Genomic DNA, 25,294 nt, shown 5'->3' on the forward strand with positions numbered 1-25,294 from the left:
TGGACGCCACGGACGCGCAAGCCCGGCCCTGACCCGGCCCGCGTCCCTCGCGGGGACCGCCGTCGTCCCGCCCTCCCGGCAACGGGGGGTGCGGCGGTCCCCGCGCAACACGTGGAAGGGCCCGGCACCCACACAGGTGCCGGGCCCTTCCACGTGCGGTCCTTGTTTTTCGGTCCCTACTTTTCCCAGTCCGAGTGCGAGTCCGAGTCAGGCCTGGCCCTGCGGCGGCCGAAGAGGTCGGGGTTCTGGCGCGCGGCCTGCACCGCGTTGACCCCCACGATGCCGACCCAGGCGACCAGCAGGCCGGGCAGGTTTCCGAGCGCGCCGCCGATCGCGGACAACGGGACCGCGAGGACGAGCGAGACGATTCCGAAGCCGAAGCGCTCGCTCCAGGAGTCGCCCGCGTCGGACTTGCGCGTGCCGCGGGCCACCACCATCTGGTGCTCGGCGAGCTGGCGCCGCACCCGGCGGTCCACCGCGCCGTCCAGGCGCTGCTCGACCTTCTCCAGGAACGAGTCGACCAGCGCGGACTCGTACTCGTCGCCCAGTTCCCTGCGCGCGTGCAGGGTGGCGTCGAGTTCCTTCTTCAGTTCGGCGTCGCCGCTGACTTCGGTCATGACGCTCACCTTAGGGAGCCGAGGCCCCCGAGGCACTGGGGATAGCCCCCCTGTGGGAACTGGGCTGCACCCCCGACGGCAGCACCCCGAGTGACTCCAGGACCTTGCGGTGCCCCCGTTCGACCCCGGTGATGCGGACCTCGATGCCCCGGCCCCGCAGATCCCCCACCGCGTCCTTCAGCGCCAGCGCGCCCGTCGCGTCGACCGCCGTCAGCCCCGACATCCGCAGGTCGACCGCCGACACCCCGTGCACATCCGCCAGGCTGCGCCGGAAACGGTGGGCCGCGGCGAACAGGAGGGGCCCGTCGAAGCGGTACGTGACCTCCGCGCACCCCGGCCCCTCGTCGCCGGCCGCCGGAGTGAGCCGGGTGCCGCGCACGGACGCGCGCAGGGCGAGCAGCACGGACACTCCGAGGCCGAGCAGCACCGCGCGCACCAGGTCGAGGGCGAGCGTCGCGCACGCGGTGAGCGCCAGCACGAGGGCGTCCCCGCGCGTGGCGCGCGCCATCGCCCGTACCGCGCCCGTCTCCACCATCCGTACGGCGGTGGCGAGCAGCACGCCCGCCAGCGCGGCCAGCGGGATCCGCGCCACCAGCGGGGCCGCCGCCGCGACGATCCCGGCGAGGATCACCGCGTGCGTGAGCGCCGCGAGGCGGGAGGCCGCGCCGGTACGGACGTTCACCGCCGTGCGCGCGATCGCGCCCGTCGCCGGTACGCCGCCGAACAGCGGGGCCGCGAGGTTGGCGATGCCCTGGCCGAAGAGTTCCTTGCCGGGGTCGTGGCGCTCACCCGGGCGCATGCCGTCCGCCACCGAGGCGGAGAGCAGGGACTCCAGGGCGGCGAGGGCCGCGACCGCGGCGGCGGGTGCGAGGAGGGAGGGCACGCGGGAGACGTCGAAGAAGGCGAGGGAGGGGGCGGGGAGGGAGGCGGGCAGGCTGCCGATCCGGGTCACCCGCAGGCCGAGCCCCTCCGCGACGAGCGTCGCGGCGGCCACGGCGACGAGGGAGAACGGCACCCCGGGCTTCCAGCGGGCGCCGGCCAGCATCACCGCCGCCGATCCCAGCGACAGCGCGAGCGCCGCCCACTGCGGGCCCCGCCCGAACTCCTCGGCCGCCCGCGCCGCCACCTCCGCGACCTGGTCACCGCCCGGCACGGGCACCCCCAGCGCCGACGGCACCTGCTGCAAGGCGATGACGCAGGCGATGCCGACGGTGAACCCGGCGATGACAGGGGCGGGCACGTACGCCATCGCGGCCCCCGCCCGGGCGAAGGCGAGCGCCAGCAGGATCACGCCCGCGATCAGCCCGACGGTCAGCACGCCGTCGGCGCCGTACTCGTGAACGATCGGCACCAGCACGACGGTCATCGCCCCGGTGGGCCCGCTGACCTGTCTCGCCGACCCGCCGAACAGCGCGGCGAGCGTCCCCGCGACGATCGCGGTGGCCAGCCCGGAGGCGGCCCCGAGCCCGGACGTGACCCCGAATCCGAGGGCGAGGGGGAGGGCGACCACGGCGACCGTGAGCCCACAGAGGAGGTCGCGCCGCGGGGCGCGGGTCATGGAACGGAAGTCGGCGGAGGAGGGCAGGACGGAGAGAGCCCGGGTGAGGGCGGGGGAGTGCTTCATGGGGGGTGCGTGACTTCTTCGCGTACGGAGATGGGGGTACGGAGACGGGGGAGAGATGCGTGGCGACAAGAGGGGCTCAGGGCAGCAGACCCACCCGCCCGGTATCGAGGTCGAACCGCGCGGCGGCGACCTGCGCCGTGGCGAACGCCGGATCCGTCCGGATCACATCGCGGACCCACGCCGTGTGGGCCCGCACGGTGTGATCGGCCCAGTCCCCGGGCAGCCCCCGGGTCCGCCGCGCGGCAGGGGCGATCTCGTCCACCAGCAGCCGGAGATGCCCCGGCACGGGCGTCCCGTCGCGCAGATGCGCGAGCGTCGCCGCGACCGCCCCGCACCGCTCGTGCCCGAGAACCAGCACCAACGGAATGTGCAGCTCCGCCACCCCGTACTGGATGGACCCGAGCACCGCCTCGTCCAGCACCTGGCCGGCGGTCCTTATGCAGAGCAGGTCCCCGAGCCCCTGGTCGAAGACCAGCTCGGGCGGCACCCGCGAGTCGATGCACCCGACGACGACCGCGAACGGGTGCTGCTCGGCGGCGAGGACATGCCGCCGGGAGCGCCCCTCGTGCGGATGACGGGAGTGCCCGGCGGCGTACCGCCGGTTGCCCGCGAGGAGTTCGGCGAGGGCCCCGCGGGCGGTCGTCGGGTGCGGGTGCGGATGTGGGTCCGGATCCCGGTACGGATGCGGATGTGGTGCGGCGGCGGCCGAAGCGGTCGGGGTCGCGGTGAGCGCGGCGGTGGTCGCCGCCAGAAAGGCCCTGCGGTTCGAGGGCATGACGCTCCCTCAGGAGTTGTGCTTGTAGCGCTCATTCACCGTACGCACGCGCACATCACCCTGAGTGTCCGTTTAGCGACACTTGGTTATCTCATCGCCGGATCATCGCCCCCGCGATACCGGTTCTTGATCGGGAGCCGGGGCCCGCGCCCCCTGGTCAGGCGGCCGGGATGTCCAGCGGCCGCAGTTCGTCGGCGTACGAGACGGACATCCGGCGCATCAGGCCGTCCTCGGTGATGTCGTACTGGCCGAGGCGCCACAGCGGCGGCGAGTACGCGTGGATGGAGACCGCGTCGTCGGTCGCGCCGGTGAGGCGGTGGATGTGCTCGGGGCCGAAGCAGAACGACTCGCCCGCGCCGACGGTGACGGACAGATGGCTGCCGCCGATGCGCGGGTTGGACTCGTTCAGCGCGCCCTGGACGACGGCGACCGCGCCGGAGGAGATGTCGTGGTCGTGCCAGCCGGTGTCGTTCTGCCGGGTCCAGCACAGCAGCCAGACGTCGACGTACTCGTCGCGGTACAGCGACGCGTAGTGCCGCTCCTCGTCGGAGAAGGCGACCTGTGCGCGCCAGAGTTCGGGGCGGGCGGCGAGGTCGTCGGCGAGCGCCTGGAGCTCGCGCTTGTCGAGGGTGCGGTCCGGCAGGGCCTCGTACGTCATGGGGTGGCTCCCTTCAGCAGGCGGGCGGGGTTGGCGGTGCGCAGGGCGTGGACGGCGGCGTCCGCGCCGAGGTCGGGGATGACGGGGGGTGCGTAGGGGCGGTCGCTGCCGCTGACGACCACGTCGATGCCGACGGCGCGGACGAGTGCGTCGACGGCGCGCGTTCCGTAGGACGAGGTCTCGTAGAAGGCGTCGAAGTCGACCTCGCCGCGCCCGCCGCCACGGGCCGCGAGCCGTTCGCCGTGCAGCGGGGCCAGGCCCGCGAGGGCCGCGAAACAGACGCGCAGGCGCGGGTGCCGGGCACGGCCGAAGGCGCGGAAGGCGAACCAGGACGCGTGCATCTGGTGGAGGTAGGGCACCAGGGCGGGCCACCACGGCGGGGCGTCGGGGGTGGGCGGGGCGGCGCCCGGGTGGATGAAGAGCGGCTTGTCGTGGCCGGTGTCGGTGAGGACGTCGAGGAGCGGGGCGCAGCGCTCCCAGCCGGCCGCGTCGAGCAGTGCGGTGGCGGGGAGCTGGAGGCCCGCGCAGCCTCGGCTCAGTTCGCGTGCGACCGCCTCGGGGTCCGGTGCCGACAGACAGGGCGAGGCCCAGACGCCGAAGGGTGCGGGGAGGGCGAGGGCGCCGTCGTGGAAGGCGGTGAGCAGCGGGGCGGCTTCGGCGGGCGGCAGGTATTCGATGCCGAGCGGGCTGGAGAGCGAGACGAGGGCCAGGTCGAGGCCGTCGGAGGCCGCGAGGCGGGTGCGGGCCGCGATGTCGTGGTCGGCCGGGTCGACCTCGTACGGCGGCTCGCCCGTCAGGTGCAGGGTCCAGCCGTCGAGGTACGGCGGCGTGGTGCGGGCGCGCAGCAGCTCGACGAAGGCGGGCGGCCAGATGTGCTGGTGGACGTCGGTGGGCACGCGGCGGTCCTCGGGGGCGGGAGGCGGGGTTGGTGAGGTGAGGTGATGGTTAACCGCTTCACTTATGCGGTTAACTTAAGCGGTTAACAAGCCGATCTGTCAACCGTGTGGCCAGGGGCGGGGGGTGGGTGGCGCCGCGTGCCCACAATGCGGACGGGTCCCGGTAGGCTTCCCGGCATGGCCAGGCCCAACAAGCGCACCACCCTCCGGGAGGTGGCCGAGGCCACGGGCCTCTCCACCGCCGCCGTCTCCTATGCCCTGCGCGGCAAGCACGTCTCGAAGGAGACCGAGGAGCGGGTACGCAAGGCCGCCGCCGAACTCGGCTACGAGGCCGACCCCATCGCCCGCGCCCTCGCCAGCGGCCGCACCAGCATGGTCGGCGTCCTCGCGGGCGACCTCCAGGACCTCTGGCAGCAGCAGCTGATGGCCGCCATCGGCCGGGAACTGCTGGCCGGCGACCGCTACGCGCTGATCCTGGACGCGGGCGGCGACCCCGACCGCGAACTGGTCCTCGCCAAGCAACTGCGCGACCAGCGGGTCGACGCGCTGCTGGTGTCCCCCGTCAACCCCTCGGCGGAGGGCTGGGCCGCCATCGCCGACGCGCTCCCGGTGGTGGCCGTCGGCGACTCCCTGAGCGCGGCCCGCACGGCCGGACAGGTCATCTTCGACAACAGGGCCGGCATCGACGCCGTACTGGAGTACCTCCACGGCCTCGGCCACCGCCGCGTGACCGTACTGACCCCGACCCGCCCCAGCACACCCGACCGCCCCGCCGACGTATACGTCCGCGAGGCCGCCGACCGCCTCGGGCTGCGCGCCGAACTCGTCCCCTGCCCCCAGGAGTTGGGCGAGGCGACGGTCGTGGCGCGACGGGTGCTGGACGGGGCGCGGCCCGCGACCGCCGTCTTCTGCTTCTCCGACTCGCTGGCGTACGGGGTGTACGCCGCCGCCGCCGAGGCCTCGCTGGAAGTGGGCCGCGATGTCTCCGTGGTCGGCTTCGACGACCACCCGGTGTCGAGGGTGCTTACGCCGCCGTTGACCACGGTCGACTGGGGGCTGGCCGAGATCGCGGCGGAGGCGGCTCGGTTGACCGTTGCGGCGATCGAGGGGAAGCGGGTGCGGAAGAAGCGGATTCTCTGTGCGCCTCGGATGAGTGAGCGGGGCTCGGCTGTGCGGGTGTAGCCCTGAGGGGTTCCTCGCCCCCGCCGCCCCTACCCGTCCCATCCTCCAGGGGCTCCGCCCCTTCGACCCCACCGGGTTGTTCGCCGGCCGTGGGCCGGTGGGGGTTGCTCGCGCAGTTCCCCGCGCCCCTGAAACAACCCGGGGCGCAGCGCCATGCCTTTAGGGGCGCGGGGAACTGCGCGACCAGCCCCACCCACCCGCACCCGAAATACAACCGAACGGGGTCTGGGGCGGAGCCCCTGGAGGATGGGACGGGTAGGGGCGGCGGGGGCGAGAACCGCCCCTGGCTCATGCCCCCTCACGCCAGCTTCTTCCCCTTCAGCCAGGCCGCAGCCACCTCGTCCGGGTCCTTCTTGTCCTTGTCCACCAGGCGGTTGAGCTTGGTGAGTTCCTCGGAGGTGAGGACGTTGCCGAGGGTGGCCAGGGCCTTGCGGACCTTGGCGTCGGCCTTGCGGGAGGCGATGAGGGGGACGATGTGCTGGGACGGGATCAGGTTCAGGGGGTCGGTGAGGACCACCCAGCCGTTCTCGATGACGTCGACGTCCGTGGTGAAGACGTTGGCGACGTCGATGTCACCCTTCTTCAGGGCGCCCTTGACCAGCGGGCCGGAGGAGTCGAGGGACTTGAACTCCTTGAACTCCACGCCGTAGCGGTCCTTGAGGCCGACGACGCCGACGACGCGCTTCTTCATCTCGGCGGCGGCGCCCAGGATGAGCTTGCCGTTGGCCTTGCGCAGGTCGGCGAGGGAGGTGAGGCCGTACTTGTCGGCGGTCTCCTTGGTGACGGCGAAGCTGTCGCGGTCCTCGGCGGCCGCGTAGGGGAGGACTTCGAGGCCGCTGGGCAGCACGGTGGTCAGCGTGTTCTGCATGGCGCCCGCCTCCGTGTCCGTGGCCTTCTCGTCCAGGTAGAGGAGGAGGCTGCCCTGGTACTCGGGGAGCAGGTCGATGTCGCCGCCCTTGAGCGCCGGGACGACGATCTCGCGCGAGCCGAGGTTGGGGCGGACCTTGGTCTTGATGCCCGCGGCGTCCAGGACGCCCGCGTACAGGTAGCCGAGTATCTGGTTCTCGGTGAAGTTGGCGGTGCCGATGGTCACGCCGCCGGCACTGGATCCGGAGCCGCCGCTGTCCGCGCTGCCGGAGCCGTCGAGCGAGGTGATACCGCTGCCGCAGGCGGCGAGGGCGGGGACGGAGGCGGCGGCGAAGAGGCCGCCGAGCAGGGTCCTACGGTTCATGGTTCTTCGGCTCCTCAGTGGGCTGCGGTACGGCGGTGGCGGAAGAGGTAGCGCTGGAGTCCGGCCAGCGCCAGGTCGAGTACGACGGCGACGATCGCGACCAGGGCCGCGCCGCCGAGAACCTGGACGAGGTCGCGCTGGGCCAGGCCGTCGAAGACGTACCGGCCGAGGCCCCCGAAACTGACGTACGCGGCGATCGTGGCGGTGGACACCACCTGGATCAGGGAGAGGCGCAGGCCCGTCATGATCAGGGGGAGGGCCAGGGGGATCTCCACCTGGAACAGGACCTGGTGGCCGCGCATGCCCTGCCCCCGTGCCGCGTCCTTCACCTCCGGGTCCACCACGCTCATGCCCGCGTAGGTGTTGGTGACGATGGCCGGTACGGCGAGGACGACAAGGGCCACGTACACCGACCACAGGGACAGGCCGCTGACCAGGAAGACCAGGACCACCAGGCCGACCGTGGGGAGCGCGCGGCCGAAGGACGCGAGGTTGATGGCCAGGAACGCGCCCTTGCCGGTGTGGCCGATGAGCAGGCCCAGCGGGAGCGCGATGGCGGCCGCTATGAGCGTGGCGAAGAGGGAGTATTCGAGGTGCTCGGCCAGGCGGTGCGCTATGCCGTCCGTGCCCGACCACTGGTCGCCGCTGATCAGCCAGCTGCCGAGGTTCTTGAAGAGTTCGTACATCAGGCTCGCCGCCTCGTCCACGGGGTGAGTACGTACTGGATCGCGACCAGCAGCGCGTCCGCGACCAGGGCAAGGAGCAGGGTCAGGACGACACCGGCGACGACCGGGGTCGGGAAGTCGCGCTGGAAGCCGTCGGTGAAGAGCTGGCCGAGGCCGCCGTCGCCGATGTAGGTCGCCACGGAGACCAGGGAGATTGACATGACCGTGGCGATCCGGACCCCCGCCATGATCACCGGGAGGGCGAGGGGGAGTTCGACGGTCAGGAGGGTGCGCAGGGGGCGGGTGCCCATCGCCTTCGCCGCCTCCTTGGTCTTCGCGGGGACCGAGTCGAGGCCCTCGACCGTGTTCCGCAGGAGGACGACCAGGGAGTAGACCGTCAGGCCGATGACCGTCGTGGTGCGGGTGAGACCGCTCACCGGCAGCAGGAGTACGAAGATCGCGATCGACGGGATCGTGAACAGGACGTTCGAGAGGCCGAGGAGGAAGCCGCGCAGCGGGCGGACCCGGTGGGCGACGACGGCCAGGGGGAGCGAGATCAGCAGGCCGAAGAAGACTGCCGAGAGGGCGGCCTGGAGGTGGGAGAGGGTGAGCGTGGTGAGGTCGTCCGTGTGGTCGCCTATCCACGACCAGTCGATGGTCATGCGGGCACGCTCGCTTCCGTGTGGGCACGGCCCGCCTGCTCGTGGATGTCGTCCCGGGACGAGACACCGGTGAGGACTCCGGCCGCGTCGACCCGGGCGATCAGGCCGGTGGGGGAGGCGATCGACTCGTTGAGGGCCGCCAGCAGGGAGTCGGTGTCCTTCAGCGGCCGTACGGGGAGTTCGGCGCCCGTCGAGGACGTCGACGCCCAGTGCAGCGGCTTGCGGGCCTCGTCGAGGACGAGGGTCCAGGCGCCGCCCTTGGGGGCCGGGCCCTGGGGGAGGTCCGCGAGGGACTTCAGCGAGAGCAGCTTGAGGCCGCGCTCGGCGCCGAGGAAGTCCGCCACGAAGTCGTCCGCCGGGTGGGCCAGCAGCTCCGCGGGCGTCGCGCACTGCACCAGATGGCCGCCGGTGCGGAAGATCGCGATCTGGTCGCCGAGCCGTACCGCCTCGTCGATGTCGTGCGTGACGAAGACGATGGTCTTGCTCAACTCCTTCTGGAGGCGAAGGAGTTCGTCCTGGAGCTGGGTGCGCACGACCGGGTCGACCGCGCCGAAGGGCTCGTCCATGAGGAGGACGGGCGGGTCGGCGGCGAGCGCGCGGGCGACGCCGACGCGCTGCTGCTGGCCGCCGGAGAGCTGGTGCGGGTACCGCTTCCCGGCGTCGGCGGCCAGGCCGACGGTCTCCAGGAGCTCGGCCGCCCTCGCCCGCGCCTTCTTGCGGCCCCAGCCGAGGAGGAGCGGCACGGTGGCGATGTTGTCGAGCACCGTGCGGTGCGGGAAGAGCCCCGACTGCTGGATGACGTAGCCGATGGAACGGCGCAGCTCGGCCGCGTCCTGTTCCAGGACGTCCTTGCCGCCGACCCGGATGGTGCCGGAGGTCGGATCGACCATCCGGTTGATCATCCTGAGGGTGGTCGTCTTACCGCAACCGGAAGATCCGACGAGGACGGTCACGCCGCCTTCCGGCATTTCCAGGGAGAGGTCGTGGACGGCTGTCGTGCCGTTCGGGAAGCGCTTGTGGACCGTATCGAACTGGATCATGAGGTGTCCCTTGCCCGGTCTGCATATCGTCATGCAGAGTTCTCTGTACCTGAATAGGTTGTCAACGGTTCGGTGTTAATCGCCGGTTACTTATGACCGCCAGGCAAGATCGAATGTCCGGATTGAGGGGAGTTTGGACGCTATGTCGTCTCGAATTATGGACACGGCGCATGCGGTGACACCCCCGGCGTCGGTCGGTCTCGTGGTCCTGGACGGACGCAGCACCGGGGTCGAGGACGTCGTACGGCTCGCCGACGGGGCCGCGCGGCCGGTGCCCGGCACCGATGCGATGAAGCGCGTCGAGGAGTCCTGGGACGCGGCCCGGCAGATCGCCGCGACCGGCCGCGTCTATGGCCGCTCCACCGGCGTCGGCGCCAACCGGAACGAGGACGTGCCCACCGAGGCCGCCGCGGGGCACGGTCTGCGGCTGCTGCGCAGCCACGCCGGCGCCATCGGCGAGGAGCTTCCCGCCCGCCAGGTCCGGGCGATGCTCGCCGTCCGCGCCAACCAGCTCCTCGCCGGCGGCGCGGGCCTGCGCCCCACCGTCGTGACGGCGCTGTGCGAGGCGCTGGAGGCGGGGGTGTATCCCGTCGTGAACGAGTTCGGGTCCGTGGGCACCGGCGACATCGCGGCGCTGGCGCAGGTCGGCCTCGCGCTGGCGGGTGAGCACCCCTGGCGGGGGCCGGAGGGCGGGCACTCCCTCGCGGACCTCGCCCTGGAAGGCGGGCGTTCCCCGCAGGACCTCGCCCCCGAACCCCAGGCCCTCGACAACAACGACGCCCTCGCGCTCATCAGCAGCAACGCGCTCACCCTCGGGCAGGCGGCGCTTGCGTTGCACGAGCTGCGCGGGCTCATCGGGGCCACCCAGGTCGTCGCCGCGCTGTCGCTGCTGGCCGTCGACGGGTCGCACGAGGCGTACGCGGCGCCCGTGCACGCCGCCCGCCCGCACCAGGGCTCGGTGGAAGTGGCCCGCCGGATGCGGGAGTTGATCGGCGCCGCGGACCGGCCGACGCCGCCGCTCGGGCGGATCCAGGACCCGTACGGTTTCCGGTGCGTCCCACAGATCCACGGCCCGGCGCACGACGCCGCGGACGCGCTCGAAGGGGTCCTCGCCGTCGAGATCAACGCCGCCGCCGAGAACCCCCTCATCTCCCCCGAGGACATGGCCGCGTACCACCACGGCGGCTTCTACCAGGCCCAACTCGCCCTCGCCCTGGACCACTTCAGGCTGGCGGTCACCCAGGTGGCGCGTCTGTCGACCTCGCGGCTCTCCACCCTCAACGAGCCCGCCTACACCCGGCTGCGCCCCTTCCTCGCCGACCACGAGCCCGCCTCGTCCGGCGTGATGATCCTCGAGTACGCCGCCGCTGCCGCCCTCGGCGATCTGCGGGCCTTCTCCGCACCCGCCTCGCTCGGGCACGCTGTACTCTCCCGGGGCGTCGAGGAGCAGGCGAGCTTCGCCTCGCTCGCCGCACGTCAGACACTGCGGGCGTGCGGTGCGTACCGTCTCGTCGTCGGCTGTGAACTGGTGGCCGCCGTACGGGCGCTGCGCCAGCGCGACCTGCGGCCCGAACCGGAACTGCCGGCCGGCCGCGCGCTGGAGCTGGCCGAGTCGGTGCTCGAACCGGACCAGGCCGACCGCCCGCTCACGGACGATGTGACGGCGGCGGCCGCACTGCTCGACCGGTTCACGGACATCTGGAGGGGGAGCGCGTCATGAGCATGGACAGGAGCACGGGCGTGGACGGGGACGGGGACAGGGACATGGGTGTGACGGACAGTCCCGCCGCGCGGCTTCAGGCGCTCTTCGAGGGGCACCGGCTGACGCCGACCCAGCGGCGCATCGCGCACAGCATGGTGCGGCGCGCCGGCGACGTGCCGTTCCTGTCCAGCGTCGAGCTGGCCGAGCTCGCCGGGGTCAGCCAGCCCTCGGTCACCCGCTTCGCGGTCGCGCTCGGCTTCGACGGCTACCCCGCGCTGCGCAAGCACCTGCGTGAGGTCGCGCCCGCCGAACCGGCCGTGGACACCGCCTCGTACAACGAGTACCAGCAGGCCGTCGAGGCCGAGATCGAGAACCTGAGGCATCTCGCGGAGGTGCTCGCCGACCCGCGCCCGGTCGCCAGGGCGGGCCGGCTGCTCGCGGCGTCCCGCCCGCTCCCGGTGCTCGGCCTGCGGGCCGCGGCCTCCCAGGCGTACGGCTTCGCCTACTTCGCCGCCAAGGTCCACCCCGACGTACGGCTGCTGCACGAGAGCGGCACGATGCTCCAGGACCGTATCGACGCGGCGGTCCGGGCCGGGGCGAGCGCCCTGCTGTGCTTCGCCCTGCCCCGGCACCCGCGCGAGGTCGTGGACTCGCTGGCATACGCGAAGGAGGCCGGGCTGACCGTCGTCACGGTCGCGGACTCCGCCTTCGCGCCGGTGGCGAAGGTGTCGGACCTGCTGCTCCCCGCCGCCGTCGGCACCGGCCTCGCCTTCGACACGGCCTGTGCCCCGATGCTGCTGGGCCGCGTCCTGCTGGAGGCGATGTGCGACGACCTGCCGGACGCGCAGGCACGGCTGGAGGAGTTCGACGCGCGGGCCGCCGCACGGGGTCTGTTCGTGGAGTAGTCACCCTGTGGTGGACCGGCGGCGCTTCTCAGACTCGTCTCACCTTCCCTCGCTAGCGTGCGCGCCCGAAGACGCTGAAAGAAGCGCTGAAGGCGCTGAGAACGCTGAGAACGCTGGACGGGAGGCGGAACGTGGCGCGCGGAGGGCAGGGGCTGGCTCGGGTGGCCGTCGTCGTGAGGGCCGGGGCGGCCCCACTGTGGTGGTTCGGGGTGTTCGCGGCCGGGATCGGAGTGCTGGTGCCGGGGCTGACCGGGCGCCGGATCGGGGTCATGGCCGGGGCCGTGCTGTTCATCGTCACGGCCGCCGTGGTGGCGTACTGGCACAGGAAGCGGTACGCCGCCCTGGTCCGCGCCGCCGCCCGCGCCGGCAAGCACGACGTCCTCCAGGACCGCGCCGTGACGGTACGCAACTGGCGCCGGGGCCACCGCTGGTGGCTCGTCCTCGCCTGGGTGGCCGCGCTGGGCAGCTCGTTCGCGCTGCCCGCCGCGGGCGGCATGATGCTCGCCGGTGCGGGCGTCGGCCTGTGGCTGAAGGCCGGCTGGCTCGGGCGCCGCGAACGCGCCGAGCAGGCGCTGATCTGGGTGCGCGTCGACTGGCTCGGCCGGCGCGCGGGCGCCCCTGCGGGCAAGCCGGTCAAGGCCTGCCGGGCCACCGGTGTCTCGGCGGGCGACGCCGCGCCCGGCGGAGCGCGGCGCCGCTGACCGTGGAGAGGCGGACCGCTACACCTCCAGGTCCGCCTCGATCCTCTTCAGCTGGTGGCGGGCCATCGCCAGGTTGGACCGCTTGGCGTCGAGCACCACGTACAGGAACAGGCCGTTGCCGCCGCGCCCCTTGATCAGTCGGATCAGGTGGTACTGGTCGGACAGCGTGATCAGGATGTCCTCGATCTCGCCCTTCAGCCCCAGGTGTTCCATGGTGCGCAGCTTCGCGCGTACGACGTCGGTGTTGCCGGCCGCCGCGACGGTGAGATCGAAGCTCTTGCTGCCGCCGATCGTGCCCAGCGCCATTCCGCTGGTGTAGTCGACGAGAGCGGCTCCGGTCGCGCCCTCGATGGATGCGAGCGCCTCTTTGAGCGCGGTTTCGGTGTTGGCCATGGTGCCGGTTCCTTTCAACTTTCCGATGTGGTGGGGGTGTTGGGGGTCTGGGTGGTGGCGCGGGAACTTGCCGTGCCGCGCGCCGTGCGCGTACGTGAGGGTGGGGAGGCGGTCTTCGCGGGAGCCCGCGCCGGGGCCACCGGTTCGCCGCGCGCCGTCGCGGCGTCCACGAGCTCGCCGATCCGGGTGCCGGAGCGGCGCCCCTCCAGGTGCAGCCGGCCGACGTTGACCCGGTCCTGGGCCAGCAGCGTCAGCACGGCGGAGGCACCCGCCGCGTACGTCGCCACATAACCGTGGACGCCGCGCACCAGCAGCTCGCGGAAGTCGCCCTGCCCGGTGGCGTCCGCCATCCGGACGGCGACGCCCAGCGCGGCCGCGGTGAGCGCGGCCAGGCCGTCCGGCTCCACGCCGGGGGTGTCGTGGGCGAGGACCAGACCGTCGGCGCTGGCCGCCAGCGCCCCGGTCAGCTGGGGCACTCGGGCCCTCAGCCGGTGCAGTTCGTCGAGGACTTCGGGCTCCGCCGCCATCAGCAGTCTCCTCTCGGCACGCTGTCGTAGCGCGCGGATCACAAGGCCTCCCGCGGGTTGGGGCTCACAGGGCCTCCAGTGCGTCTCTGAGCCGCCGCAGCAACGCGACGTCGGGATCGGTGGAGGACTGCGTGAGCACACGGGGCACGGAAGGCGGCTCGGCCGGGGGTGCCGCCGTCACGAGTCCGGCGGCGGCCAGCCGTCGCAGCTCGACCAGGGTGTGGAACGCGGGCCGTCCCAGCGCGAGCGAGACGTCCGCCGCGGTGCGCACACCGTCCACCCGGCCGAGGACGGCTTCCTGGCGCAGCGGGACCGGCGGCCCGGCGGCGAGCCGGGAGCGCACCAGCGGTGCGGTGTCCGTCGCCGGGTCGGGCCAGATGCGGTGCAGCAGCTCGCGGCGGCGTACGGTCTCGCGCTCCAGCGCGGCCACCGGCACCGGGCGTACGGGGCCGAGCCAGTGCGCCGCCCCGTACCGGAAGCGGGTCGGGGTGCTGCTCGGCCCGAGCACGAAGTACGCCGCGTCGTACAGCGAGCCGAGGTGGCACAGCTCCAGCGCGCCCTCCGCGATCCGGCCGCTGTCGACCAGGAAGCGGCCGACCTCGCGGCGCGCCCCGGCCGCGGCGACGGCCTCCCGCCACACCTCGGCGTCCAGCACTCCCCGGGCGGCGAACAGCGCCTCCAGCCCGGGAGTGGCGGGGCTCTCGGCGTGCACCACGTCGCCGTCGGCGAGGTAGAGCGTGCCGCGCTCGCGCATCAGGACGCCGGTGGCCCGCTCGGCGGCGAGCCGGCTGAGCATCGGCGAGACGCCGCCGGCGGGGTCCGCCGCTCTGTCCCGGACCGGGAGCCGGGGCGGGGGAGGTGTCCTGACCGTCGTCATCCCAGCACCAGCCGTCCGGCCAGCTCGCCGAGCCGGATGCGGGCCAGCGCGAGATTGCCGTCGGCGCGGGCCAGCCACAGATGCAGGAACACACTGCTGTCGAAGGTCGTCCGCACGAACCGCAGCAGGTGGTAGCTGTCCCGGTTGCTGATGATCAGGTCCTCGACCGGTGTCTCCTGCTCGGACCAGTCGGAGCCGTCGGCCGGGGCGAACGCGCGGTGTTCGGCGGCGAGCCGGGCGAGCTCGGCGGCCTCCGCCGCGGTCGTCTCGTGATCACCGCCCGGCGCTTCCCCGACGGTGCCCAGGGCCAGGCCGCTGGTCCAGTCGACCACCGCGGCACCCCGGGCACCGGGCAGTGTCATGGCTTCCAGTAGGCACTCGTCGATTCCGGGCACCGTGTCTCCCCTCCCGCCAAGGGTTCGGCCGAGTGACGCCGAAGTTACGCAACGTGTGCGCGAGGGGTGAGGGATCTGGCATTTTCCTGTGGAACATGCCCGTGGTGACTAAGGTGGGTCAACTGACCATATTTTCTGGCCTGTTGGAGCCGCTTCGAAGGCTTACCGGGGCGTGCGCGAGGGCGCGCGAGGGTGTGCGGGGGCGCGCGGAGGCGTGGCGGGCGCCGCCGGTCCTGCGGGGTGAGTGCGGGCGGCGGGGTGCGCGAACGGGAATGCGGGCAAACGGCCTCGCGCGGCTCGCCGGAGACGGGCGAACACCCACAGAGCACCCGCCCGCCGGACACCGAGGCCTCGCGGGAGCCGTCCGTCGGAGGTCGAGGCTCTGTGGGAGGCGGCCTGTCGGGGGCGAGGGGTGCGCCGGTCCGCCGGAGGCCGAAGGTTCGTGGGAGTCGGTGTCCGCCGGAGGTCAACGTCCCACGGGAGCCGGTCCGTCGGAGGGTGAAGGCCCGGGGGAGCCGGCCCGGCGGGGCGAAGCGCAGGGCGCGCCCGTCTGGCGGAGGCTAAAGGCCCGTCAGTGCCGACGGCTGTGCCCCGCCCGACTCCGCGACGATCTCGTCGAGGGTCTGCGGCTCCCGTGCGACCGCGAAGCGCACCCCGCCCTCCCCGTCCGGTGCGAAGCCGTAAATGCCCGGCCGGGCGAGGGAGTTGTACGCGTAGTGGTGGGCGAAGTAGTACGCGCCCGTGTCCAGCGCCGCCGCGTAGTCGCCCGGTTCGAGCAGGGGCAGTGCGCGCCCCTCGGCGAGCAGGTCGCCCGCGAAGCAGGCGGGGCCCGCGATGTCCTGGACGACGTCCGGTCCCGCCTTGGGCCGGCCTTTCGCGTCGTACGCGGCGATCCGCAGCGGCCAGGACGCGGGCGCGTACACCGTGCGGGCCGCCACCTGCACGCCCGCGTGCGTGACCGCGACCGCCCGGCCCCCGGCGGACTTCGTGTACTCGACCCGTGCGAGCACCGTCCCGTGCTTGGCGAGCAGCGACCGCCCGAACTCGGTGACCAGCCCGTACCGCCCGTCGAAGAGCCCGGGCACCGACTCGGCGAGCAGCCGCGCGTACTGGGCGTACGTCGGGCCCGTCGCCTCCGAGCCGAAGTTCACCGGCAGCCCGCCGCCGATGTCGATCGTGTCGACCTGCCGCCGCCCGAGCCGCCGGTTGATCTCCTCGGCCAGCGCGTACGTCTCCGCCACGCCCCGCGCCATCAGCGAGAGCGGCATGCCCTGCGACCCGGTGTGCGCGTGCAGCCGGGTCAGCCACGGGCGGTCGGCGTACGCCCCGACGATCCACTCCCGCGCGCCCTCGTCCCGCAGTGCAACGCCGAACTTGGAGGTCGCCGTGGCGGTGGACAGCGCCTCGATGGAACCCCCGCCGATCTGCGGGTTCACCCGGATTCCGAGGGGGGAGCGGGTGTTCGCGGACCGCACCAGGCCGTCGATACGGTCCAGCTCCTGCGGATTGTCCGCGTTGACCGCGATCCCCAGCGTCAGCGCCTCACGCAGTTCGGCGGGCGTCTTGGCGGGGGAGTCGAGCACGGTGCGGGCCGGCGGCACCCCGGCCGCCCGGGCGAGGGCGAGCTCCCCGGGGCTCGCCACCTCCGCGCCGATGCCCTGCTCGTACAGCAGCCGCAGCACGGGCACGAGCGGGGTCGCCTTCACCGCGAAGGCGTGCAGCACGGGGGTGCCGGGAGCGGTCACCGTGTCGAAGGCGGCCCGCAGGGAGGCCGCCGAGGCCCGGATGCCGGGGACGTCGAGGAGCGCGACGATGGGGGTTCCCGGCCCGACGAGCCCTTGCTCCAAGGCGGCCCGGACGGCTTCGTCGCGCCGGGCGACGCGGTCGGAGCCCTCCTTGTCCCAGCCGTGCGAAGACACCCCGGACCTGCCCGCCGCGTCGCCCATCGGATTCCCCGTCCTGTCCCTGTCCGCACCCATACATCCCAGCGAAACACCCACGACGTGGCCGCGCTGGCCCCATGCAGCTATTGACTAGCTCTATTCAAGAAGTCAGGATGTGAATAGCTACTGCAACACTCCGAACACTCCGCTGCACCATCAGCCGGAACGAGTCCGCACAGGAGGCAGACCATGTCAGGACCCCGCCCCGTACGAGCGCCGCGCGGTACGGAACTGAGCGCCCTGGGATGGCAGCAGGAAGCCGCCCTGCGGATGCTGCAGAACAACCTCGACCCCGAGGTCGCCGAGCACCCCGACAAGCTCGTCGTCTACGGCGGCACCGGCAAGGCCGCCCGCGACTGGCGCTCCTTCGACGCCATGGTCCGCACGCTGCGCACCCTGAAGCAGGACGAGACGATGCTCGTCCAGTCCGGCCGCCCCGTCGGCGTCATGCAGACCCACGAGTGGGCCCCGCGCGTCCTCATCGCCAACTCCAACCTCGTCGGCGACTGGGCGAACTGGGAGGAGTTCCGCCGCCTGGAGGCCCTCGGCCTCACCATGTACGGCCAGATGACCGCCGGTTCCTGGATCTACATCGGCACGCAGGGCATCCTCCAGGGCACCTACGAGACCTTCTCCGCCGTCGCCGCCAAGAAGTTCAACGGCACGCTCGCGGGCACCATCACCCTGACCGCCGGTCTCGGCGGCATGGGCGGCGCCCAGCCGCTCGCCGTGACGATGAACGACGGCGTCGCGATCTGTATCGACGTCGACCCGCGCGCCATCGAGCGCCGCATCGAGCACCGCTACCTCGACGTCAAGGCCGACAACCTGCGGCACGCGCTGGAGCTGGCCGTCGAGGCACGCGACGCCCGCAAGCCGCTCTCCATCGGCCTGCTCGGCAACGCGGCCGAGCTGCTCCCGCAGATGCTGGCCGAGGGCGCCCCCATCGACATCGTGACCGACCAGACCTCGGCCCACGACCCGCTGGCCTACCTCCCCGTCGGCATCGACTTCGACGACATGGCCGACGCTGCCGCCAAGGACCCGGCGGGCTTCACCACCCGCGCCCGTGAGTCCATGGCCAAGCACGTCGAGGCGATGGTCGGCTTCATGGACGCCGGCGCCGAGGTCTTCGACTACGGCAACTCGATCCGCGGCGAGGCCCAACTCGCCGGATACGAGCGGGCGTTCGCCTTCCCCGGCTTCGTCCCCGCCTACATCCGCCCCCTCTTCTCCGAGGGAAAGGGCCCCTTCCGCTGGGCCGCCCTGTCCGGCGAGGCCTCCGACATCCACAAGACCGACAAGGCGATCCTCGACCTCTTCCCGGAGAACGAGTCCCTGCACCGCTGGATCAAGATGGCGGGGGAAAGGGTCCACTTCCAGGGCCTGCCCGCCCGTATCTGCTGGCTCGGCTACGGCGAGCGCGACAAGGCCGGCGAGCGCTTCAACGACATGGTGGCGTCCGGCGAACTGGCCGCCCCCCTCGCCATCGGCCGCGACCACCTCGACTCCGGCTCCGTCGCCTCGCCCTACCGTGAGACCGAGGCCATGCTCGACGGCTCCGACGCGATCGCCGACTGGCCCCTCCTGAACGCCATGGTGAACGTCGCCTCCGGCGCCTCCTGGGTCTCCATCCACCACGGCGGCGGCGTCGGCATGGGCCGCTCCATCCACGCCGGCCAGGTCTCCGTCGCCGACGGCACCAAGCTCGCCGGCGAGAAGCTGCGCCGCGTGCTCACCAACGACCCCGGCATGGGTGTCATCCGGCACGTTGACGCCGGGTACGACATCGCGAAGTCGGTCGCCGACGAGCGCGGCGTGCGCGTGCCGATGCGCGAGGGTGGCGAGGCGTGACCCTTCCGGGAGATGAGCGGCGCGGCAGCCGTCCGGCCAGGGCGGACGTCTCGTCGCCGGGTGCGGGTCCGGCTGCGGCCGGCAGCTCGTTCCACGAGATGTGGCGCGAGCTGCTCCCCATCGGCAGGCACTCCGACTCCGGTGGCTACCGCCGCTTCGCCTGGACGGCTGCCGACGCCGAATGCCGGGCATGGTTCCGGGCGCAGGCGGAGTCCCGCGGGCTGACCTACGAACTGGACCGCAACGGGAACCAGTGGGCCTGGCTCGGGGATCCCGCCGAAGGGGACGCCGTCGTCACGGGGTCGCATCTGGACTCCGTGCCGGACGGCGGGGCGTTCGACGGGCCCCTCGGGGTCGTGTCGTCCTTCGCCGCGCTGGACGAACTGCGCACCCGGCAGGTGGAGTTCACCCGGCCCCTCGCCATCGTGAACTTCGGTGACGAGGAGGGCGCCCGGTTCGGGCTGGCCTGCGTCGGGTCGCGGCTCGCCGCCGGACAGCTCACCGTCGAACAGGCGCACCGGCTCACGGACGGCGACGGCGTCACGCTGCCGCGGGCCATGGAGCGCGCCGGGTACGACCCCGACACCATCGGCCCGGACCCCGAGCGGCTCGGCCGGATCGGGGCCTTCGTGGAGCTGCACGTCGAGCAGGGGCGCGCCCTCGACCTGAGCGGCGACCAGGTCGGCATCGCGAGCGCCATCTGGCCGCACGGCCGCTGGCGGTTCGACTTCCGGGGCGAGGCCAACCACGCGGGCACCACCCGGCTCGTGGACCGCCGCGACCCGATGCTGTCGTACGCGGAGACGGTGCTGGCCGCCCGCCGCGAGGCCCAACTCGCGGGCGCCGTGGCCACCTTCGGCAAGATCTCCGTCGAGCCGAACGGCGTGAACGCCATCCCCTCCCTCGTCCGCGGCTGGCTCGACTCCCGCGCCGCCGACCAGACGGCCCTCGACACGGTCGTCACCGGCGTCGAGAAGGCGGCCCGCGAGTACGCGGAGGCGCACGGCGTCGAACTCGACGTCGTCCGCGAGTCGTTCACCCCCGTCGTGGAGTTCGAGCACGCCCTGCGCGACGAGCTCGCCCGCATCCTGGGCAAGGACCAGCACGCGGGACTCACGGTCCCCGTTCTGGGCACGGGTGCCGGACACGACGCCGGAATCCTCTCCGGCACCGTCCCGACCGCCATGCTGTTCGTACGCAACCCCACGGGTGTCTCGCACTCCCCGGCCGAGTACGCCGCCGAGGACGACTGCGTGGCCGGGGTGACCGCACTCGCCGACGTACTCGAAGGGCTGGCCTGCAGGTGACGCAGACGTACTGGCTGGAACACGCCTGGCTCGACACCCACGTCGAGCCGGGCGTGGCCCTGGAGGTGGCGGACGGCCGCATCACCGCCGTCCGCACGGGCGTCGACACCCCGCCCCCGGGCGCCGAGATCCTCCGCGGACTCACCCTCCCCGGGCTCGCGAACGCCCACTCGCACGCCTTCCACCGCGCCCTGCGCGGCACCGTCCAGGTCGGCTCCGGGACCTTCTGGACCTGGCGCGAGATCATGTACTCCTTCGCGGACCGGCTGACCCCGGAGACCTACCACGCGCTCGCGCGCGCCGTGTACGCCGAGATGGCGCTGGCCGGCGTCACGGCCGTCGGTGAGTTCCACTACGTGCACCACGCCCCGGGCGGCACCCCGTACGCCGACCCCAACGCGATGGGCGAGGCGCTGATCGCCGCCGCCGCCGAGGCCGGAATCCGTATCACCCTCCTCGACACCGCCTACCTCTCCGCCGGCTTCGGACAGCCGCCCAACCAGCACCAGCTGCGCTTCTCCGACGGCACGGCCGACGCCTGGGCGGAACGCTGTTCAGTTCTCAAGGACCGGGATCACGCACGGATCGGTGCGGCCATTCACTCCGTACGGGCCGTGCCCGCGGGGCAGTTGGCGACGGTCGCGCGCTGGGCCGAGGAGCGGCGGGCCCCGCTGCATGTGCATCTGTCCGAGCAGACGGCGGAGAACGACGCCTGCCAGGCCACGCACGGCTGCACACCCACCCGGCTGCTCGCCGACCACGGTGTCCTCGGACCGCGCACGACCGGCGTCCACAACACGCACCTCACGGACGAGGACATCGCCCTGATCGGCGGCTCCGGGACGGGCACCTGCATGTGTCCGACGACGGAGCGGGATCTGGCGGACGGCATCGGCCCCGCGGTCGCTCTCCAGAAAGCGGGCTCGCCGCTCTCCCTCGGGTCCGACAGCCACGCCGTCATCGACCTCTTCGAAGAGGCCCGCGCGATGGAGCTGAACGAGCGCCTGCGCACCCGCACCCGCGGTCACTGGACGGCGGCCGCCCTGCTGCGCGCCGCCTCCGCCGACGGCCACGCGGCCCTGGGCTGGGCCGACGCGGGCATCCTGGAGCCGGGCGCGCTCGCCGACTTCACGACGATCGCCCTCGACTCGGTCAGAACAGCGGGACCGCTGCCGCGCCTCGGTGCCGAGACGGCCGTATTCGCCGCGACGGGAGCCGACGTACGCCATACGGTCGTGGCCGGCCGGCACGTCGTACGCGACGGTGAGCACACCCTCGTACCGCAGGTGCCGACGGCTCTCGCGGACGCCATCGACGCCCTGCGCGCCTGACGCCCAGCAGCACGCCCGCGCGGCTCACCCCCGCCCGCCGCAGCCCGAGCCCCCACGAGGACGCCATGAGCAGCAGGACCAGCACGACCAGCACGAACACGCTCATCACCAACATCGCCAGCCTGGTCACCAACGATCCCTCCCTCGGTGACGGATCCCCTCTCGGTCTGATCCAGAACGCGGCCGTCGTCATCGACGGCGACCGCATCGCGTGGACCGGTGAGAAAAGCAAAGCACCCGCCACTGACAATCAGGTCGACGCCGGTGGCCGCGCGGTGATCCCGGGCTTCGTCGACTCCCACTCGCACCTCGTCTTCGCGGGCGACCGCACCGAGGAGTTCAACGCCCGTATGTCGGGGCGCGGCTACACGGCGGGCGGCATTCGTACGACGGTGGCGGCGACGCGGGCGGCGAGTGACGAGGACCTGGAGCGCAACCTCGTCCACCACCTCGGCGAGGCCCTCCGCCAGGGCACCACCACCTTCGAGACCAAGTCCGGCTACGGCCTCACCGTCGAGGACGAGTCCCGTGCCCTGCGCATCGCGGCCGCGCACACCGACGAGGTCACCTACCTCGGCGCGCACATCGTCTCGCCCGACTACGCCGACGACCCGGCCGAGTACGTGGCCCTGGTGACCGGCCAGATGCTCGACGCCTGTGTCCCGTACGCCCGTTGGATCGACGTCTTCTGCGAAAAGGGCGCCTTCGACGGCGACCAGGCCCGCGCGATCCTCACCGCCGGCAAGGCGAAGGGCCTGCACCCGCGCGTCCACGCCAACCAGCTGTCGTACGGCCCCGGTGTCCAGCTCGCCGTCGAACTCGACGCGGCGAGCGCCGACCACTGCACGCACCTGACGGACGCCGACGTGGACGCGCTGGCGAACGGCAACACCGTGGCGACGCTGCTCCCCGGCGCCGAATTCTCCACCCGCGCCGAATGGCCCGACGCCCGCCGTCTCCTCGACGCGGGCGTGACCGTCGCCCTGTCCACCGACTGCAACCCGGGCTCGTCGTTCACCTCGTCCGTCCCGTTCTGCATCGCGCTGGCGGTACGGGACATGAGGATGACGCCCGACGAGGCGATCTGGTCGGCGACGGCGGGCGGCGCGGCGGCCCTGCGCCGCACCGACATCGGCCGCATCACCCCCGGCGCCTACGCCGACCTGGCCTTCCTCGACGCCCCGAGCCATGTGCACCTGGCGTACCGGCCGGGCGTACCGCTCGTGTCGCGGGTGTGGCGGCGCGGAGTCCCGGTCGCGTAGGCGGGGTCACGCGGCGGAGCCCGCCCGCCACCGCTGGTCGTCCCGCCCCTGGTCATAGGCGAGCACGAGCCCGTCGCCGTACGGCGTGACCACGTGGTCCGGGGCGATCCCCGGGCGGATCTCGCCGCGGGAGTCGACCGTGAAGCGCAGGTTCTGGCCGTTGGAGCCGTAGACCGAACTGCACTCCCAGATACCGACACCCCGGTCCGTGGAGCCGCGGCTGTCGAGGCAGAAGTCCGGGTCGGCGTACGACTGGAGGACGCCGCGGCCGGAGTCGACGCGCCACATCTGGGTGCGGGACGAAGTGCAGCGGGCCGTGATGACGTCGGTGCCCAGGTCCATGACGCCGTCGCGGATGTCCAGGCAGAGGCCCGAGCCGGCGTTCACCACCTGGGCGAAGGTGCTGTTCGGGGGGTGCGGGGCGGTGTGCGTCGGCGAGGGCTTCGGCGTCTTCGAGGGCGTGGGGGACGGGGACGGCTTCGACGTGTGCGTGGGCGAGGGGGACTTGGACGTGGCCGACGGCGACGGCGACGGGGACGGCGTGACCGAGACCGTCGCGGTCACCGTCACCGGGGGCGGCGCCTGCGGAGTGCGGACCACCCCGGCCGTCCGCGCGGGCTCCGAACCGCCCGATGTCAGCAGGAACATCAGCGCCGCCGCGACGCCGAGCGCGGCCGAGGCGAGGACGACGCGCCGCGAGGGCAGCCAGGCCCAGCCGGCCGCCGGCTCACGGGGAGTCCGGGTCTCGGCGCCCGTCATGACGTACGCCGCCCCGCCCCACGGCAGCAGCCCCTCCGCCAGCGCCTCGCGCGGGCTGTCCCGCAGGGCGCCCAGTTCCTCGTACGCGGCGGCGCAGTGCCCGCAGTGCGCCATGTGGGCGTGCAGGTCGGCGCTGTAGCGGGGGTTCTCGGGGTGCGCCGCCTCCTCGATCAGCCGGCGGAAGTCCTGGCAGCGGGGGTTGCCCGAACGGGCGAGGCGGGCCTTCAGGCAGGCCTGGCGCAGGGTCTGGAACGCGGGCTCCTTGCCGTACCTCACGTCCTGGGGTGTGGCCCCGAGCAGCATCGCGGTCCTGGCGTCGGGTTCCTCGTCGACGACGCCGTACCAGACCAGTCCCTGTATCCGGGTCGGCAGCGCCTGGAACGCGTCGAGCATCGCCGGGTCGCGTCCGTGGGGGCCCGCCTCGGCGAGGTGGGTGAGCAGGTCCGGGTCCAGGCGGCTGCCGCGCTCGTCCATCGCCCAGGAAGCGGCCACCTGCCCTGCCAGGAGGAGCAGTTGGTGCCGCCAAGGCCCCCTGGGGTCGATGCCCCGCGCCGTGTCGCGCGCCGCGAGGGCGAACGCCTGCGCCGTGAGCTGCCGGGCGGCGGTCTCGTCCGCGGTGCACAGCCGGGCGTACGCGAGGACCGAGGGCCGGTGGCGCCCGCGCAGTTCGCGCAGCGCCGGATATGCCGTCGGAGTGTCGGCACGCAACAGTTCGGTGAGCTGAGCGTCGGACGCCGTGGCGTGTATGCCGCCCTCGGCTCCTGCGTCCTCGTCCTCAGCGTCGGTCCGGCCGGCCCCAGCCATTCCCGTGCCTCCTCGCACTCGCATCCCCGCCGCTCTGCCGGCCGGAGCCTTGAGCTACCGGCGGGTATGGGGGTGCCCATAGTGATGGAGGTGAACCTGTGGGAAAAGGGGTTTCCGGGGGTAACCCGGCCTGATGCCAAGCTGTGATTGCGTCCGACGCCCATCCGTCACTGCGTCCTACGCCCATCCGTAACTGCGTCCGGTGCCCCGGCGATTGGGGCACCGGACGCGGTCCACGGCGTACGGCCGGCTCACAACTGACGTACCGAGCACAGCTGACGTACGGAGCGCAGCTGACGTACGGCCGTCACTCCTCGACGGTCAGACCCCTCCGCAGCCGCACCAGCGTCCGCGACAGCAGGCGCGACACATGCATCTGCGAGATGCCGAGTTCGTCGCCGATCTCGGACTGGGTCATGTTGGCGACGAAGCGCAGCGCGAGGATCTTCCGGTCGCGCGGCGGGAGTTCGGCGATCAGGGGTTTCAGGGACTCGACGTACTCGATGCCTTCGATCCCGTGGTCCTCGTAGCCGATGCGGTCCGCGAGCGCGCCCTCGGAGTCGTCCTCCTCGGGCTGGGCGTCCAGCGAACTGGCCGTGTAGGCGTTCGATGCCGCCATGCCCTCGACGACCTCGTCGTTGGTGATGCCGAGGCGCTCCGCCAACTCGCCCACCGTCGGGGCGCGATCCAGCCGCTGGGCGAGTTCGTCGCCGGCCTTGGCCAGGTCGAGGCGGAGTTCCTGCAGTCTGCGCGGTACGCGCACGGACCACGAGGTGTCGCGGAAGAAGCGCTTGATCTCGCCGACGATCGTCGGCATCGCGAAGGTGGGGAATTCGACGCCGCGGCTCAGTTCGAAGCGGTCGATCGCCTTGATCAGGCCGATGGTGCCGACCTGGATGATGTCCTCCATCGGCTCGCTGCGGGAGCGGAACCGGGAGGCGGCGAACTTGACCAGCGCGAGGTTGAGCTCGACGAGAGTGTTGCGGACGTACGCGTAGTCGTGGGTGCCTTCTTCGAGGGACTCCAGCCGCTCGAAGAGTGTCTTGGACAGGGCCCGCGCGTCCACCGGCCCCACCTCGTCGTACGGGGGAATCTCCGGGAGCCCCTCAAGTCCTTCCGGAGAGGGTGTCGACGTCGCCGTCTGGGTCTGCGATGCGTCGAGCCGGGGTGACATGGTGTCCTCC

At 72.7% G+C, this 25,294-nt stretch carries 24 protein-coding genes; 8 read left to right on the forward strand and 16 right to left on the reverse strand.

The features are described from left to right. Positions 1 to 176: 176 nt before the first annotated feature. The 5 genes from OIC96_RS28705 to OIC96_RS28725 all read right to left on the reverse strand — a co-directional run bounded on the left by OIC96_RS28705 (position 177) and on the right by OIC96_RS28725 (position 4,570). Complete coding sequence (locus tag OIC96_RS28705; protein ID WP_330305076.1) at positions 177 to 617, reverse strand: hypothetical protein; 441 nt, start codon at positions 615 to 617, stop codon at positions 177 to 179. 10 nt (positions 618 to 627) lie between these two features. Next, on the reverse strand, positions 628 to 2,241 hold the full coding sequence (locus OIC96_RS28710) for a SulP family inorganic anion transporter (RefSeq protein ID WP_330305075.1): 1,614 nt from the start codon (positions 2,239 to 2,241) through the stop codon (positions 628 to 630). Positions 2,242 to 2,317: 76 nt separating this feature from the next. Then, on the reverse strand, positions 2,318 to 3,016 hold the full coding sequence (locus tag OIC96_RS28715; RefSeq protein WP_330305074.1) for a carbonic anhydrase: 699 nt from the start codon (positions 3,014 to 3,016) through the stop codon (positions 2,318 to 2,320). Between the two features lie 157 nt (positions 3,017 to 3,173). Beyond that, the gene (locus OIC96_RS28720; protein ID WP_330305073.1) at positions 3,174 to 3,674 is read right to left on the reverse strand and encodes a cysteine dioxygenase; all 501 of its coding nucleotides are present in this window, start codon (positions 3,672 to 3,674) and stop codon (positions 3,174 to 3,176) included. Beyond that, positions 3,671 to 4,570: an amidohydrolase gene (locus OIC96_RS28725; RefSeq protein WP_330305072.1), complete on the reverse strand. Its 900-nt coding sequence runs from the start codon at positions 4,568 to 4,570 to the stop codon at positions 3,671 to 3,673. The genes OIC96_RS28720 and OIC96_RS28725 overlap by 4 nt, the downstream gene beginning before the upstream one ends. Positions 4,571 to 4,747: 177 nt before the next feature. Between OIC96_RS28725 and OIC96_RS28730 the strand changes: the two genes are divergently transcribed. After that, the gene (locus tag OIC96_RS28730) at positions 4,748 to 5,752 is read left to right on the forward strand and encodes a LacI family DNA-binding transcriptional regulator (protein WP_330305071.1); all 1,005 of its coding nucleotides are present in this window, start codon (positions 4,748 to 4,750) and stop codon (positions 5,750 to 5,752) included. Between the two features lie 298 nt (positions 5,753 to 6,050). Here OIC96_RS28730 and OIC96_RS28735 read toward each other — a convergent pair whose 3' ends face one another. From OIC96_RS28735 to OIC96_RS28750, 4 genes are read right to left on the reverse strand one after another with little or no spacing between them, the layout of a single operon-like run. Beyond that, complete coding sequence (locus tag OIC96_RS28735; protein ID WP_330305070.1) at positions 6,051 to 6,983, reverse strand: ABC transporter substrate-binding protein; 933 nt, start codon at positions 6,981 to 6,983, stop codon at positions 6,051 to 6,053. A 14-nt stretch (positions 6,984 to 6,997) separates the two neighbouring features. Next, a complete protein-coding gene (locus tag OIC96_RS28740; RefSeq protein WP_330310144.1) occupies positions 6,998 to 7,669 on the reverse strand; it encodes an ABC transporter permease in 672 nt (223 codons plus the stop codon). Beyond that, entirely contained in the window at positions 7,669 to 8,310 is a 642-nt protein-coding gene (locus OIC96_RS28745; protein ID WP_330305069.1) for an ABC transporter permease, read from the reverse strand. The genes OIC96_RS28740 and OIC96_RS28745 overlap by 1 nt, the downstream gene beginning before the upstream one ends. Then, positions 8,307 to 9,350 (reverse strand): ABC transporter ATP-binding protein, encoded by a 1,044-nt coding sequence (locus OIC96_RS28750; protein ID WP_330305068.1) that lies wholly within the window; start codon positions 9,348 to 9,350, stop codon positions 8,307 to 8,309. Before OIC96_RS28750 ends, OIC96_RS28745 begins: the two co-directional genes overlap by 4 nt. A 142-nt stretch (positions 9,351 to 9,492) precedes the next feature. Here OIC96_RS28750 and OIC96_RS28755 point away from each other — a divergent pair, with 142 nt between their 5' ends. The 3 genes from OIC96_RS28755 (at position 9,493) to OIC96_RS28765 (ending at position 12,658) form a co-directional block, all read left to right on the forward strand. Then, positions 9,493 to 11,070: an aromatic amino acid ammonia-lyase gene (locus tag OIC96_RS28755; protein WP_330305067.1), complete on the forward strand. Its 1,578-nt coding sequence runs from the start codon at positions 9,493 to 9,495 to the stop codon at positions 11,068 to 11,070. 2 nt (positions 11,071 to 11,072) lie between these two features. Continuing rightward, positions 11,073 to 11,957 (forward strand): MurR/RpiR family transcriptional regulator, encoded by an 885-nt coding sequence (locus OIC96_RS28760; protein ID WP_406502268.1) that lies wholly within the window; start codon positions 11,073 to 11,075, stop codon positions 11,955 to 11,957. 131 nt (positions 11,958 to 12,088) lie between these two features. Continuing rightward, the gene (locus OIC96_RS28765; protein ID WP_330305066.1) at positions 12,089 to 12,658 is read left to right on the forward strand and encodes a hypothetical protein; all 570 of its coding nucleotides are present in this window, start codon (positions 12,089 to 12,091) and stop codon (positions 12,656 to 12,658) included. A gap of 18 nt (positions 12,659 to 12,676) precedes the next feature. On the opposite strand, the gene OIC96_RS28770 is transcribed toward OIC96_RS28765, so the two are convergent. From OIC96_RS28770 to OIC96_RS28790, 5 genes are all read right to left on the reverse strand, one after another. Continuing rightward, a complete protein-coding gene (locus tag OIC96_RS28770) occupies positions 12,677 to 13,051 on the reverse strand; it encodes a hypothetical protein (protein WP_330305065.1) in 375 nt (124 codons plus the stop codon). Positions 13,052 to 13,065: 14 nt separating this feature from the next. Then, a complete protein-coding gene (locus OIC96_RS28775) occupies positions 13,066 to 13,578 on the reverse strand; it encodes a roadblock/LC7 domain-containing protein (protein WP_330305064.1) in 513 nt (170 codons plus the stop codon). Between the two features lie 64 nt (positions 13,579 to 13,642). Continuing rightward, positions 13,643 to 14,455: a hypothetical protein gene (locus OIC96_RS28780; RefSeq protein WP_330305063.1), complete on the reverse strand. Its 813-nt coding sequence runs from the start codon at positions 14,453 to 14,455 to the stop codon at positions 13,643 to 13,645. Then, positions 14,452 to 14,850 (reverse strand): hypothetical protein, encoded by a 399-nt coding sequence (locus OIC96_RS28785; protein WP_330305062.1) that lies wholly within the window; start codon positions 14,848 to 14,850, stop codon positions 14,452 to 14,454. The genes OIC96_RS28780 and OIC96_RS28785 overlap by 4 nt, the downstream gene beginning before the upstream one ends. Positions 14,851 to 15,410: 560 nt before the next feature. After that, on the reverse strand, positions 15,411 to 16,796 hold the full coding sequence (locus tag OIC96_RS28790; protein WP_330310142.1) for a diaminopimelate decarboxylase: 1,386 nt from the start codon (positions 16,794 to 16,796) through the stop codon (positions 15,411 to 15,413). A 186-nt stretch (positions 16,797 to 16,982) separates the two neighbouring features. Between OIC96_RS28790 and hutU the strand changes: the two genes are divergently transcribed. From hutU to hutI, 4 genes are all read left to right on the forward strand, one after another. After that, positions 16,983 to 18,647 (forward strand): urocanate hydratase, encoded by a 1,665-nt coding sequence (gene hutU, locus OIC96_RS28795; RefSeq protein WP_330305061.1) that lies wholly within the window; start codon positions 16,983 to 16,985, stop codon positions 18,645 to 18,647. A gap of 98 nt (positions 18,648 to 18,745) precedes the next feature. Next, positions 18,746 to 19,954: an allantoate amidohydrolase gene (locus OIC96_RS28800; RefSeq protein ID WP_330310141.1), complete on the forward strand. Its 1,209-nt coding sequence runs from the start codon at positions 18,746 to 18,748 to the stop codon at positions 19,952 to 19,954. Then, positions 19,951 to 21,285 (forward strand): formimidoylglutamate deiminase, encoded by a 1,335-nt coding sequence (locus tag OIC96_RS28805; protein ID WP_330305060.1) that lies wholly within the window; start codon positions 19,951 to 19,953, stop codon positions 21,283 to 21,285. Before OIC96_RS28800 ends, OIC96_RS28805 begins: the two co-directional genes overlap by 4 nt. A gap of 65 nt (positions 21,286 to 21,350) precedes the next feature. Then, entirely contained in the window at positions 21,351 to 22,547 is a 1,197-nt protein-coding gene (gene hutI / locus OIC96_RS28810; protein ID WP_330305059.1) for an imidazolonepropionase, read from the forward strand. A gap of 6 nt (positions 22,548 to 22,553) precedes the next feature. On the opposite strand, the gene OIC96_RS28815 is transcribed toward hutI, so the two are convergent. Further along, positions 22,554 to 24,110 (reverse strand): RICIN domain-containing protein, encoded by a 1,557-nt coding sequence (locus OIC96_RS28815; protein WP_330305058.1) that lies wholly within the window; start codon positions 24,108 to 24,110, stop codon positions 22,554 to 22,556. Positions 24,111 to 24,417: 307 nt separating this feature from the next. Next, entirely contained in the window at positions 24,418 to 25,284 is an 867-nt protein-coding gene (locus OIC96_RS28820) for an RNA polymerase sigma factor SigF (protein ID WP_406502267.1), read from the reverse strand. Positions 25,285 to 25,294: the final 10 nt, after the last annotated feature.

This window comes from Streptomyces sp. NBC_00775 (genome assembly GCF_036347135.1).
Lineage (GTDB): Bacteria > Actinomycetota > Actinomycetes > Streptomycetales > Streptomycetaceae > Streptomyces > Streptomyces lutosisoli.

Excerpts from the sequence above, each read along its gene's own strand:
- OIC96_RS28705 (WP_330305076.1), bottom strand. The coding sequence starts at position 617 with ATGACCGAAGTCAGCGGCGACGCCGAACTGAAGAAGGAACTCGACGCC.
- OIC96_RS28710 (WP_330305075.1), bottom strand. The coding sequence starts at position 2,241 with ATGAAGCACTCCCCCGCCCTCACCCGGGCTCTCTCCGTCCTGCCCTCC.
- OIC96_RS28715 (WP_330305074.1), bottom strand. The coding sequence starts at position 3,016 with ATGCCCTCGAACCGCAGGGCCTTTCTGGCGGCGACCACCGCCGCGCTC.
- OIC96_RS28720 (WP_330305073.1), bottom strand. The coding sequence starts at position 3,674 with ATGACGTACGAGGCCCTGCCGGACCGCACCCTCGACAAGCGCGAGCTC.
- OIC96_RS28730 (WP_330305071.1), top strand. The coding sequence starts at position 4,748 with ATGGCCAGGCCCAACAAGCGCACCACCCTCCGGGAGGTGGCCGAGGCC.
- OIC96_RS28735 (WP_330305070.1), bottom strand. The coding sequence starts at position 6,983 with ATGAACCGTAGGACCCTGCTCGGCGGCCTCTTCGCCGCCGCCTCCGTC.
- OIC96_RS28740 (WP_330310144.1), bottom strand. The coding sequence starts at position 7,669 with ATGTACGAACTCTTCAAGAACCTCGGCAGCTGGCTGATCAGCGGCGAC.
- OIC96_RS28745 (WP_330305069.1), bottom strand. The coding sequence starts at position 8,310 with ATGACCATCGACTGGTCGTGGATAGGCGACCACACGGACGACCTCACC.
- OIC96_RS28750 (WP_330305068.1), bottom strand. The coding sequence starts at position 9,350 with ATGATCCAGTTCGATACGGTCCACAAGCGCTTCCCGAACGGCACGACA.
- OIC96_RS28755 (WP_330305067.1), top strand. The coding sequence starts at position 9,493 with ATGTCGTCTCGAATTATGGACACGGCGCATGCGGTGACACCCCCGGCG.
- OIC96_RS28760 (WP_406502268.1), top strand. The coding sequence starts at position 11,073 with ATGGACAGGAGCACGGGCGTGGACGGGGACGGGGACAGGGACATGGGT.
- OIC96_RS28770 (WP_330305065.1), bottom strand. The coding sequence starts at position 13,051 with ATGGCCAACACCGAAACCGCGCTCAAAGAGGCGCTCGCATCCATCGAG.
- OIC96_RS28775 (WP_330305064.1), bottom strand. The coding sequence starts at position 13,578 with ATGGCGGCGGAGCCCGAAGTCCTCGACGAACTGCACCGGCTGAGGGCC.
- OIC96_RS28780 (WP_330305063.1), bottom strand. The coding sequence starts at position 14,455 with ATGACGACGGTCAGGACACCTCCCCCGCCCCGGCTCCCGGTCCGGGAC.
- OIC96_RS28790 (WP_330310142.1), bottom strand. The coding sequence starts at position 16,796 with ATGGGCGACGCGGCGGGCAGGTCCGGGGTGTCTTCGCACGGCTGGGAC.
- hutU (WP_330305061.1), top strand. The coding sequence starts at position 16,983 with ATGTCAGGACCCCGCCCCGTACGAGCGCCGCGCGGTACGGAACTGAGC.
- OIC96_RS28800 (WP_330310141.1), top strand. The coding sequence starts at position 18,746 with ATGTGGCGCGAGCTGCTCCCCATCGGCAGGCACTCCGACTCCGGTGGC.
- hutI (WP_330305059.1), top strand. The coding sequence starts at position 21,351 with ATGAGCAGCAGGACCAGCACGACCAGCACGAACACGCTCATCACCAAC.
- OIC96_RS28815 (WP_330305058.1), bottom strand. The coding sequence starts at position 24,110 with ATGGCTGGGGCCGGCCGGACCGACGCTGAGGACGAGGACGCAGGAGCC.
- OIC96_RS28820 (WP_406502267.1), bottom strand. The coding sequence starts at position 25,284 with ATGTCACCCCGGCTCGACGCATCGCAGACCCAGACGGCGACGTCGACA.